The following is a 12,542-nucleotide window of genomic DNA, read 5'->3' as shown; positions in this document are numbered from 1 at the left end:
GTTTTCGTTTATACAGCACTTAACCTCCTGAACGTATGTCTGAATTGCTCTCTCTGGTCTGGCTTCGGCGCGATTTGCGCCTACACGATAATGCGGCTTTATATCATGCCTTCAAAAGTGGCCGCTCGGTTGCTCCTGTTTTCATCTTTGACCGTGTAATTCTCGATGAGCTGGAAGACCGTCGTGACCGTCGGGTTGAGTTTCTGGTGCAGGAAATAAACCGTCTACAGGGTGAACTAGCGAAACTGGGGTCAACACTTATTGTTCGCTATGGCAAACCGACCGATGTATGGAAAGAACTGATCGGGCAGTACAACATAGGCGACGTATTTGCCAATCACGATTATGAAGTATATGCGAAAGAGCGTGATAAGGCTGTTAGCCGCTTACTGGCTGAGCATGGCATTGGGTTCCACACGAGCAAGGATCAGACGATTTTTGACCGCGAAGAAGTACTTACGGGCAAAAAAACACCTTATACGGTTTTCACGCCCTATAGCCGTAAATGGCGGGAAAAACTGACTGATTTTTACCTGAAAGCCTACCCGACAGAAACGTACTTCACTCACTTCTGGAAGACGAGCGTTCTGCCGGTTCCCACATTGAAGGACATGGGTTTTCAACCAGTAGGGGAGCCATTTCCGGCCCGAACCGTGTCGGATACGTTGCTCGATACGTATCGGAAAACGCGCGACTTGCCTGCGTTGTTACACAGTACGAGCGAGTTAAGTATGCACCTCCGTTTCGGCACAGTGAGCATTCGGGAGTTGGCCCGTCAGGCGAATGAAGCTACTGAAAAAACGTTTTTGACCGAACTCTGCTGGCGGGATTTTTACTTTCAGGTACTGGATCATTTTCCGCATGTCGAAAAAAATTCCTTCCGGCGGGCATACGATCAGATTGAATGGCGTAACAACGAAGAGGAGTTCGAGAAATGGTGTCAGGGCCAAACCGGTTACCCCATCGTAGATGCGGGCATGCGTCAATTAAATACCATCGGCTGGATGCACAACCGCGTCAGGATGATTACCGCCAGCTTTCTGTGTAAGCACTTGCTTATCGACTGGCGTTGGGGCGAAGCGTATTTCGGCAAAAAACTCCGGGATTATGACCTTTCTGCCAATAACGGTGGCTGGCAGTGGGCGGCCGGGTCAGGTACCGATGCGGCTCCCTATTTCCGCGTATTCAACCCAACGCTACAGGCCCGGAAGTTCGATCCAAAAGCTGAATACATTCACCGGTGGGTGCCTGAAGTGGACAGCCCCGACTACCCGAAGCCGATCGTTGAACACACCATGGCCCGCCAACGGGCCATTGATACGTATCGGAAGGCGCTGGCGAAGGTTAAGTAAGGGATATACTAGTAAGTAGAGCAGGAATAGCTGCGCCCGTGCCCGAACCTATACTTTTTATTGACCTTTTTATACCTTACGGGCCTTTTGCTAGACTATTTCAGAATGCCGACGATCAGTATGTGAAGGAAGCTCAGGTGAGCTTGGCGGATGATCAGGGTCGTTCGGTACGATTCATGAAAATGGGGCAGGGTTTATACCAAACCACAGACTCGACGTTCCGGGGTCAGGTGGGTCGGGCGTATAGTTTGTCCATTGTCCTGAGTACGGGTAAACGCTACGTATCCAGAGCCGAGCAGATGCCCGCCATTCCTGCAATTGACAGTGTTTCAGGAACGTTGGTGAAGACTGGAAATTTTGCGAATCCGTATACTTTCTCGTACGCTGTCAATACATGAGACCTAGCCACTGAAAAGAATTATTACCGCTGGACCGGTTATGGAGTTACCACTCGACTTTCGATAGGCGTATTATGCAGTCTGAATGGTCCAGGCAGATGCAATTACCGGTGTTTGACAACGGTGTCGAGCGATGTTGTAGATGTATTTAGTGATGAAGCCATTAATGGAAATTCGATTCGGGCTCGAAAAGTCATACAGATACCCGTCTATGCGATTGGTCCGCAATTAATTGAAATACAGCAGTATGGAATTACACAGGCTAATTATCAGTTCTGGAAACTCTATCAGCAACAAAACGCCCGAACGGGTAGTATTTTCGACCCGTTACCCGCCCCTGTCACGGGTAACGTGGTCAACGCGAGCGATCCGACCGACGTAGCACGTGGCTACTTTGCCGTTACCTCTATTACCCGTAAGCGCATCCGGCAATAGAGCTACAATGCACCGTTTTACGAAGCACTGACCAGCTATCTGTCAAGTCAAATTTTACCACCGGGCGATTGTCGGGATATGTATGGCCAAATACCAATTACAGAACCTGATGGCTGGTGAAATCACCCCGCGCGATCTAGCTAAAGTTTCCACTGCACGACCCAGCCCGGCTTGATCATCTTTGGACGAGGAACGCCTGCCAGACCTGTTGCTGGGTTTATGGCCATTAGCGTCAGGGGAATAGTCACCTTTGTTTGCGCCGAAATGGCTTTTGTGGCCCGTAGGAAGAGGTTGCCGCGCGTGTCTATATCGTCTACAAGCGCATAAAGTATATCACCCGCTTTCAGTTCATCTTCGCCAATCTGAACATCTGCTGTTAATGCGAACGCCCAGCTTTGGCCTACTTTCAACGGCCCAACTTGTACTAACCGGGCCGCTACGTCGCCAGTGAACACGGACGCTGAGGTAGATTTACATTTGAGCAATTCCGTCAGCATACTATCCATGACAACGGCTTCACTACGTACTGGAACATTTGGCTCATATAAGGATTCAATAGGCACGCCAACGGGCTCGGGCTCGTCGTCCTTAAGCCAGCCCATGCGTCGGGCCTGCTGGCGTTCCAGCTCATAGGCGTTGCCCGCTGACGCCAGCATCACTCCGGCTGAACCGATACCGTAGGCTGGGTTAGTGAACAACTCCTTCATAGCTAGAATCCGGTATAGATAATAGCCAGTTTCCGGGTTCATGGTCATCGAATAATAATCACGGTGGCCCGTCTTAACTATTTTTCGCTGAACCATGCCGACGCCCCCGTTGTAGGCAGCCGCGACTAATGTCCAGGAGCCTAACTTGTGATATAAGAACTTGATATACTTACAGGCGGCTTCGGTCGACTTCGAGAGATCAGTGCGTTCGTCGTTACCTGACGCAATGGAAAGGCCCATATCCTCTGCCGTTTCATCCATAAATTGCCAGTAACCGATGGCCCCCGCTGAAGAAACGGCATTTGCTTTCCAGGCACTCTCAATAAGTGGCAGATATTTAAAATCGCTTGGAATATTATACTTGTTGAGGATCGGCTCAATGACCGCAAAGAACGGAGCCGAGCGTGCTTTCAGCGCGTTTACGTGCTGGACATACCCTGAGCTACTGGCCAGCGCAAATGCCAGCTTGGCCGACACGTCTCCTTGCTGTGTAGGCACAACTTCTCCGCAAAAATGAAGCTGGTGTGGACTCAGCCGCTGTGGCTGAAATCGCGGCTTCGCTAGCACCGAGTGAGCTATTTTAACTTTTGTAGGGGTCTTTTCCTTTTGCGCTAAACTGATTGAGGTTAACCCCAAAAAGCTTAAAACAAATAATAAACCGTATCGTGAAGCGATTGTCAAAACAAGTATAATTGGTTTAACCCGTAGACAACGAAACGAAGCGGGGGTTTAGTTCGAAGGATTTAGGAACCGACTGTCGAAGCTTTGACAAACCGGGCCGCCGGAGCGGTTTGTCAAAGCTTCGACTATTTTCTATAGCCAATCCCAGAAATGAAGTGGTCGACTGCTGGCTCGTTTTTTCCAGTCCAGAAAACGAGGCCGACGAAACCGAAGCACCATTAAGCCCATCATCAACTTCTTGATGGGGAAATGAGGGCCTTGTTGTTCCAGATTGGCATCAGGCGCACTGGCTGCTTTTTTAATAGCCGCTGCATTGGCAATTAGCTGTTGCGTGTCCGATGGTGTTTTGGTTAAGGCCATGTTTGGACGGGGTCCCCAGCTCGGATCAGCCGACTCATCATCAACCAGCTCGACGGTTGGTGAATTCTTGATCTTTTTAGACAGAGCGAGTGGTTTATGCCAGCTGGGTAACGGTTTGGTTAACTCTTCCATCGTTGAGCCACGTAGCAGTAAGGCATACTGGCGCGGGTTGCTGAGTAGTTCTTTGTAGGCCAGAATCCGGAACAGATAATGGCTGGTTTCTCGGTGTAGCCGAAGTCGATAATAATTTGAATGTCCCTGCTGATCCATTTTATGCCGGACGTGTGTGATGCCTCCGTTGTAGGCAGCCGCTACCAGCGTCCAGGAACCTAACTTGCCATAGAGTTGATGCAGGTGTCGACAAACCGCCACCGTCGCTTTTCGCAGATTGTAGCGTTCATCTACATGGTCGTTTACGATTAGCCCCAGTTCACGGGCGGTACCAGGCATCAGTTGCCAGTAACCTGATGCCCCTTTATAAGAAACACTATTGTTCTCTAAAGCACTTTCGGCTAGTGGCATGAACCGAAAATCGCGGGGAATTTTGTGCTTTCGGAGAATCGGGTCAATGATGTGAAAAAAGGTAGAAGCCTTATCGCGAAGGTCAAGCAAAAACTCTGGTTGTGCGCCATAGGTACGTAGCGTTTGCGCCCAGCGACGCGATACGCGCGGTTCGCCAATGGGTACTTCTTCACCGCAGAAATAAACCGGAAATAGATGTTTAGTTGAGTCAACGACTAATAATTCTGGTGTATTCAGGCCATTTGACAAGGAAAGTGACCGGCTAGTATCAGCTCCTATCAAGGGCAGTGCGAGAACCGGTTTAATGGCCGCCATGAGCAGTGAGAATCCTACTTCTTTAATCAAGATACCAACAGTTATGTTCAAAAATAAGACAAGAAAACCCGTTGAAAATAACGGGCTTGTCCAATACAGTAATACGAATATAGTTGATAATCTGATATATACAAAATTTGAGCGCTGAGAATTATCCAATGGCATGCATGGAAACCAGCCTTTACCGCTCGAACAAACCTGCCACGAGCGTGAGCTTGCCATAGTCGTAACGACCCTCAAAATAATCGAAAACAGGCTTTAAACGGCCTTCTTCGAGGCCAACGATGGCCAGTGCTTTTTCGATTTCCTGCCGTTCAACCGGGTCAATGAGCGAGACTAAATCAATAGAATAGCCAGCCCGTGAAAGCTGTACTAAATGCCCGGCAATAGAGCCGGTTGTTAGCTGACGCTCGGCCGCAATTTCAGCAATGGTCAACCCATTGTTGTACAGATCAAGCGTTACCAATTGGGTCGAACCTTTGGGCTTTTCACCCGCCTGCACCCGACCCCGAACGTAGTTTAGAATCTCCTCCAGAAACTGCTTTCCGAACAATTGTAGCTTACGTTCGCCAACGCCACTTACATTACGTAGTGCATCGGGGGTTATGGGCCGCTGGCGGGCCATGTCTTCAAGAGTTGTATCTGTAAAAATAACGTAAGGGGGCACATTCTGTTCGTCGGCAAGTCGTTTGCGCAGGACACGTAATCGTTCGAACAAATCGTCGCGCTGGGTTTCGGGTCTGGTGCGGGTTTTCTCAACGACGGGTTTCGGAGCATCGTCGGGCCGGACGAGATCAATTTTACGCCCATTGTACAGCACCTGATCGGCCAGAATACCCCGACGAAGGGCATAATGCTGATCATAGGCAATCTCGATAACCCCGATGTTGATCAGTTGATGCAGGTAATTTCGCCAGTCTTCGAAACGCAGATCCCGGCCTGCACCATACGTTTTTACCTGATCATACCCACCTTGTAACACCTGCTGACTTCGGGAACCACGCAGAATATCAATGAGCAGATTCATGGGTACGCGCTCGCCCGTTCGGACAATAGCCGACAGCGCTTTCTGGGCCAGAATAGTACCGTCGAACGTAACACGCGGGTCGCGGCACACATCGCAGTTACCGCAGGGTTCGGGCAATTCTTCCGAGAAATATGAAAGCAGAATCTGACGGCGGCAGGTGTGGGCGTCGGCGTACTGTTGCATGCGCTCCAGCTTGGCCAGTTGCAGTCCCAGGTTAGCCGGACTGTTTTCGGCCAGCATCTCCTTATAAGTCGCTACGTCGGCAAAGCTATAAAACAGGACCGTCTGGGCAGCCGCTCCGTCGCGGCCCGCCCGCCCAATTTCCTGATAGAAGCTCTCAATATTTTTGGGCATGTTGTAATGGATCACCCAGCGCACATTCGATTTGTCAATGCCCATGCCGAAGGCAATGGTTGCGCACATGATGCGGACATCGTCGCGCAGGAAAGCTTCCTGCGTTTTCGACCGGTCGTCGGGGTCCATCTTGGCATGGTAAAAAGCCGCCTTGAAACCTTTCTCCTGCAATTTAGCCGCGAGTGATTCTGTCGATTTTCGACTAAGGCAATAAATAATCCCCGACGTATCAGGTTTTTGTTGCAGTAACCGAAGAATCTGCTGAATGCGATTCTGACCAGGCAGAACCTGTAAACTCAGATTCTTCCGATTGAACGAAGACACAAATATGGCTGGGTCAACCATGCCGAGCTTTGTGGCAATATCGTGTCGGGTGAGTTTGTCGGCAGTGGCCGTAAGGGCAATCGTTGGTACGGTCGGGAATTGCTCTTTCAGAATGTGCAACTGCGTGTACTCCGGGCGAAAATCATGCCCCCAGGACGATATGCAGTGCGCTTCATCAATGGCAAACAACGATATGCTAATGCGTTTCAGAAAGTTTAGAAATGATTCAGTTAATAGCTTCTCAGGAGAGACGTAGAGTAATTTGAGTTTACCACGAACACAATCATCTTCAATATCACGCTGTTCCCGACCCGTTTGCGTGCTGTTGTAAAAAGCGGCCTGAACGCCATTCATGTGCAGCGCACCAACCTGGTCTTTCATCAGGGCGATCAATGGCGAAACCACCACCGTGAGACCCGGCAGCATCAGCGCCGGAATCTGAAAACAAACGGATTTGCCTCCGCCAGTTGGCATAAGTACTACGGTATCGCGACCGCTCAGAATGGACTGAATGATGTCTTGCTGCATGGGCCGGAAGACATCATAGCCATAATAACGTTTGAGATAGTCGGCAGGAGTTTGCGTACCAGGTGAAGTTGAAAGGGTCATTGAGTCTTGGCTGGGCCGGGTGATAACTCGGATAAAAATGAGTTGTAAATAAGACGCAGAAAAAGTTGTTTGGTTGCTGATCAACAGGCGACCATCCCTATATCAAATTTAAGTAAAATTTAAGTAGTTTTCGTCACGGGATTCGTGATTTTATCCCCATCTTTCCGTCTCAGGAGTTAGTAGTTTACTATTTCTTTCACAAACCCCAACTAGAATACCATGAAAAAGATCCTTTCAGTTTTGTGCCTCGTAGTCAGTCTGTTAGTTGGTTTCAATGGTGTAGCCCAGGACGACAAGAAAGCAAAAAAGGAAATGAATGAAGCGGATGCGTCAGCAAAAAAAGCGGCCAAAGCAGAGAAAAAGGCGGCTAAAGATGCCGTCAAAGATGCTAAGGCGGATGCCAAAACAACCGCTGATGCAACGGCTGATCCGGCCAAGCAAGCGGCTGTAAATGATCGGATGGCAGCTGCCAGAGCGGCTAAGGCGGCTAAAAAAGCTGCTAATGGAGCGACGACCAGCACAACAACGGCGGCCGCTACGTCGGATAAGACAGTACAAAGAGCCGCCAACACAGGCTTGAAAGACGATAAAATGACGAAAGCGTCGACGCCAGTTGCGAAGGACGAGAAAGCTACCCCCGCCGACTACAAAGCCCCGGTCGATCCATCGCAGAAAGGTCCTAATGGGGAGAAAGTTATGACTGGCCCGCGCGGTGGAAAATACTATATCAATAAGAACGGCAACAAGACGTATTTAAGTGGGGTGAAATAGGCTATCTCAAATATGGCCTCACTTATAGTAAGTAACGTAAAAGCCCGCCTTCTCAGCGGGCTTTATGTTGTCGTTTGATATCGAACTGGCTAGTCCAAACGAGATTATAGTATCAATTTAAGGCTTGTAACTTGCTGGTAGTAGGTATCTTACCAGCAATGATGTGATCGGCCAGCAAGCGTTTGATGACACTGCCGGGAGGAACCTGCTCGCCATATGTTGGATTAGACGAGATGATTGCTTTCCAGAAAGGCTGCCCGGTTGCTACTGTTTGCATCTCGGCGTTGTATTGGTAGGGATAACTGGAATACCGGCTTGTATGACCCGCCTGGACCAGCTCAATGGTTAAAATAACATCGCTGTGGCATTCGTCAAGCTGTTTCTTGATGGCCGCGTCTGGATTCTCAAACGATAAAGGGCTCAGTGCCAGCGTATAAACTTCGTAACCCGCCGGAAATGTTCGGGCGAATTGCCGCACATAGCTATCCGGGGCGTTCCGCATTTTCGTGACAATCAGAACCCGGCTGAAGGTTGGGATTGCATCGGAGTTGATACTGGATTTAACGGTTACACAGCCAGTCTGACTGGCTAGTAAACCTGCCATCAGAAATTTATAAGCCGTCGTCATTGCCTTTCTGTGGTTTTGTTGTGCATCAAAGTAACAACATGATTGAGTTTCGCTTGTTAAAGGGCAATTAAAGTTTTTGAAAATAGCTGATAGTGAGTAGAATAGGGATGGATTTATCATTCCGATAGAGGAGGAATGATAAAAAAAGTCTCAGCCTGATTTTTCAAGCTGAGACTTTTTTTAGTTATACATCGCCTAAATCAGGCAACTTTTATCTGGACACGTAGCAGAAATTCATCCATCTCGATTTCGGCGGCTGTAGACCCGGTCCCATTCAGATCGCTAACCAGGTTAAGTGCAACCGCCTGTACTTCCTGTTGAATGTACTCCTGATTGCTCTCGACGGCAGCGGCCAGCAGTTCGTCGTTACGTTCCAGGGTAATGACAATCTTGTCAGTTACGGCAAAATCGCGGTCTTTGCGCAGATTCTGGATCCGGTTTACAAAGTCGCGGGCAATGCCTTCCCGACGCAGTTCGTCCGTCACGTTCACGTCGAGTGCTACCGTCAGGCTATTATCGCTGGCCACTAACCAACCCGGGATGTCTTCGGTAAGAATCTCTACGTCAGATAATTGTAAGTCGTAAGGAGCAAGTCTCAGGATGCCCGTCTGCTCGAGCGTTTTCAGGTCGGTGTCCGTCATTGTTGTGATGGCGGCTGCTACGTCCTTCATTTGCTTGCCGAATTTTGGGCCAAGGGCTTTGAAATTCGGTTTGACTTTTTTCTTCAGAATACCGCTTGCATCATCCACGAACTCTACCGCTTTTACATTCACCTCTGACATGATAATTGGAGCGACATGCTCAATCTGTCGGCGCGTATCGGTATTCAGCACCGGAATCAGTACGCGACTCAACGGTTGCCTAACCTTCAACTTGTGCCCTTTCCGCAGTGAATGTACCAGCGACGATACCTCCTGCGCCAGTTCCATCGACGTTTCCAAATCTGAGTCAATCAGGGATTGATCGGCCGTTGGGAAATTGGTCAGGTGGACTGACGTAGCATCCGTCAGATTCCGATAGAGCCAATCTGAATAAAATGGCGCAATCGGTGAGATAAGCTGTGCTACGGTTGTCAGGCATTCGTGCAGCGTTTCGTAAGCCGCACGTTTGTCGGCCGTTAATTGGCCGTCGGACGAGACGCCCGACCAGAAGCGTCGGCGTGATAACCGCACGTACCAGTTCGACAATTGATCGTTCACGAAATCCTGAACCGCCCGGCCCGCTTTGGTTGGATTATAGCTGTCGAACTGGCTCTCTACTTCCAGAATTAGCGATTGCAATTTGGACAGAATCCAGCGATCAAGTTCGGGCCGCTCGGCCACGGGCACGCTACGTCCGTCAAATGAGAACTGGTCGAGATTGGCGTACAGTGCAAAGAAATTATAGGTATTCGATAACGTACCAAACAGTTTCCGTTGCACTTCGCCAATGCCCTCGACATTGAACTTGAGGTTGTCCCACGGCTCCGCATTGGTGATCATATACCAGCGGGTGGCGTCGGGACCGTATTGCGCCAATGTAGCAAATGGATCGACAGCGTTGCCTAGCCGCTTCGACATTTTGTTGCCGTTTTTATCGAGCACCAGACCCGTCGATACTACGTTCTTAAACGCCACCGAATCGAAAAGCAACACCGAAATGGCGTGGAGTGTGAAGAACCAGCCGCGTGTCTGGTCAACACCTTCCGAGATGAAATCGGCCGGGAACGACTTTTTAAATACGTCTTGATTTGCAAAAGGATAGTGCCATTGCGCATACGGCATTGCCCCGGAATCGAACCAAACGTCGATCAGGTCGGACTCGCGCTGCATGACTTTACCTGACTTCGAGACAAAATATACTTCGTCAACATAAGGCCGGTGCAGGTCGTAATCGCCGGACGAAAGTTTTTCCAGAAAAGCACCATTTTTGCTACGTTGCTCGTCGTTCAGCTCATTACTCAACTGCGCTTCCTGAACATGCTCCTGCAGCTCGTTAACCGAGCCAATGCAAACTTCTTCGCCACTGTCAGAGCGCCAGATTGGCAACGGGGTTCCCCAGAAACGGCTGCGGCTCAGGTTCCAGTCAACGAGGTTTTCGAGCCAGTTGCCAAAGCGACCCGTCCCCGTACTTTCGGGATTCCAGTTGATGGTTTTGTTCAGTTCAACCAGCCGATCCTTTTTCGCCGTCGTGCGGATAAACCAGCTGTCGAGCGGATAATACAAAATGGGTTTGTCCGTACGCCAGCAGTGCGGGTAGGGGTGTTCGTATTTCTCCACCCGGAAGGCTCGGTTTTCCTGCTTCAGTTTGATCGAAATCAATACGTCCGTCGGTTTGAAATCTGGGTCGGCGCGTTCTTCGTCCGAATAATATTCTTCCTTTACGTAGCGTCCGGCGAAATCCGTGATTTCATCCACAAACTGGCCGTGTTTATCCACAATCGGCACGTCTTTTCCGGTTTCATCCTTCACCATGATGGGCGGGATGCCAGCCGCCTGCGCTACGCGAAAGTCATCGGCGCCAAAGGTTGGCGACGTATGCACAACGCCCGTGCCGTCTTCGGTCGTCACGAAATCGCCCAGAATAACCCGGAACGCGGGCGCATCGGGTTTGACATAAGGCATCAACTGCTCATACTCAATGCCTTCCAGGTGTTCGCCTTTAAAACCCGGTATTTCAATGATTGCCCACGGAATGACCTTGTCGTTTGGTAGATAAGCATCGAACGCGCGGCTATCACCGCTTTCCTGTTTCCCTTTTTCATTGAACCAGCGGCTCACCAACGCTCTGGCCAGCACTACGTTCATTGGCTGGAACGTATACTGATTAAAGGTTTTGATCAGTACATAGTCGATGTCTTTGCCAACGGTCAGCGCTGAGTTGGCGGGCAGTGTCCAGGGCGTGGTAGTCCAGGCCAGAATAAATAAATCATGCTCGATTCCATTCGATGCTTCCTGAGCCGCATCGAACAGAAAAAACGATTTTCCCGTACGTTTCACCTTAAACTGAGCCACAATGGTCGTGTCGCGAACGTCTTTATACGTACCGGGCATGTTTAGCTCGTGCGAACTCAGGCCCGTTCCCGCTTTAGGTGAATACGGCTGAATGGTGTAGCCTTTGTACAGCAAATTCTTATCATAAAGCTGTTTGAGCAGGTACCACACCGATTCTATGTACTCGTTTTTGTATGTAACGTACGGATTGTCAAGGTCTACCCAGTAGCCCATTTTCTGAGTCAGATCGTTCCATTGATCTGTAAAGCGCATGACGGTTTCGCGGCATTTGCGGTTGTAATCTTCAACGCTAATGCCCCCTTCCGACTCTGGTTTACCAATGTGATCTTTGGTAATGCCGAGTTCCTTTTCAACCTGCAATTCGATGGGCAGGCCGTGGGTATCCCAGCCGCCCTTGCGCTCAACCTGAAAGCCCTGCAGGGTTTTGTACCGGCAGAAAATATCTTTTATCGTCCGGGCCATTACGTGGTGAATGCCCGGCGCGCCATTCGCCGAAGGTGGACCTTCGTAGAACGTAAACGTGGGTTGTCCGTCGCGGATCGCCACGGATTGTTCGAAAACCTGATTTTGGTTCCAATACGTCAAAACCTCGGCTGCGATCTTCGCATAATCGAGGGACTCATATTGCTGATACTTCACGCCTGGCATAATCAGAAGCACGAATTGTTCCCTACCCGAAGTAAGGACTGTCGTGCAGTTAAAAAATAATTGGCAAAGATAGGGAAATGACCGGAGCACAAAAGCTTGTTTGGTGGCTCCAATATTTCGATAAGCCGTTCCTTTGTCAACAATAAAGCCAGTCTGTACGGTTCACGAAGGCAAAATCTGGGGTAAGTTAGTACACTCTAAGATTTGGGATCATTTTCGGCGCTGGCAAAAAATATCCGAATATGTTTCTAACAAACATGGGCCTGACGCGTGGCTACTCAGCCGTTGGCGATTACAAAGTGGCGATGGATTGGAGAAAAAGAGCCCTGATGGTGGTATCTGATGATAATAAAACAATACCTCTATCGGACGGTTGCTTAGGCCATTAGAGAAAGATGAGAATTAAACGTCAACAGTC

General features: G+C 49.6%; 7 protein-coding genes and 1 pseudogene. 3 read left to right on the top strand and 5 right to left on the bottom strand.

Annotation, left to right across the window (positions count from 1 at the left end; all coding sequences use genetic code 11):
- The first annotated feature begins 35 nt into the window (after positions 1 to 35).
- The gene (locus tag ACYVEA_RS06330) at positions 36 to 1,352 is read left to right on the top strand and encodes a cryptochrome/photolyase family protein (protein ID WP_461112506.1); all 1,317 of its coding nucleotides are present in this window, start codon (positions 36 to 38) and stop codon (positions 1,350 to 1,352) included.
- A gap of 38 nt (positions 1,353 to 1,390) precedes the next feature.
- A pseudogene (locus tag ACYVEA_RS06325) lies at positions 1,391 to 2,185 on the top strand (DUF4249 domain-containing protein).
- A gap of 140 nt (positions 2,186 to 2,325) precedes the next feature.
- Here the strand turns inward: ACYVEA_RS06325 and ACYVEA_RS06320 are convergent.
- The 3 genes from ACYVEA_RS06320 to recQ form a co-directional block, all read right to left on the bottom strand.
- Positions 2,326 to 3,390 (bottom strand): lytic transglycosylase domain-containing protein, encoded by a 1,065-nt coding sequence (locus tag ACYVEA_RS06320; protein WP_461112505.1) that lies wholly within the window; start codon positions 3,388 to 3,390, stop codon positions 2,326 to 2,328.
- Between the two features lie 315 nt (positions 3,391 to 3,705).
- Positions 3,706 to 4,770 carry a lytic transglycosylase domain-containing protein gene (locus tag ACYVEA_RS06315; protein ID WP_461112962.1) on the bottom strand — a complete coding sequence of 355 codons (1,065 nt, stop codon included), beginning with the start codon at positions 4,768 to 4,770 and terminating at the stop codon, positions 3,706 to 3,708.
- Between the two features lie 181 nt (positions 4,771 to 4,951).
- Positions 4,952 to 7,084, bottom strand: coding sequence for a DNA helicase RecQ (gene recQ, locus ACYVEA_RS06310; protein ID WP_461112504.1), 2,133 nt, complete (start codon positions 7,082 to 7,084; stop codon positions 4,952 to 4,954).
- A gap of 219 nt (positions 7,085 to 7,303) precedes the next feature.
- On the opposite strand from recQ, the gene ACYVEA_RS06305 reads away from it, so the two are divergent.
- The gene (locus ACYVEA_RS06305; protein WP_461112503.1) at positions 7,304 to 7,855 is read left to right on the top strand and encodes a hypothetical protein; all 552 of its coding nucleotides are present in this window, start codon (positions 7,304 to 7,306) and stop codon (positions 7,853 to 7,855) included.
- Between the two features lie 112 nt (positions 7,856 to 7,967).
- Here the strand turns inward: ACYVEA_RS06305 and ACYVEA_RS06300 are convergent, their stop codons facing one another.
- A complete protein-coding gene (locus ACYVEA_RS06300) occupies positions 7,968 to 8,483 on the bottom strand; it encodes a hypothetical protein (protein ID WP_461112501.1) in 516 nt (171 codons plus the stop codon).
- Between the two features lie 200 nt (positions 8,484 to 8,683).
- Positions 8,684 to 12,124, bottom strand: a complete 3,441-nt coding sequence (gene ileS, locus ACYVEA_RS06295) for an isoleucine--tRNA ligase (protein WP_461112500.1) — start codon at positions 12,122 to 12,124, stop codon at positions 8,684 to 8,686.
- Between the last annotated feature and the right edge of the window lie 418 nt (positions 12,125 to 12,542).

The sequence above is a fragment of the Spirosoma jeollabukense genome, from assembly GCF_054777855.1.
This window is presented reverse-complemented; position numbering and strand designations above follow the sequence as displayed.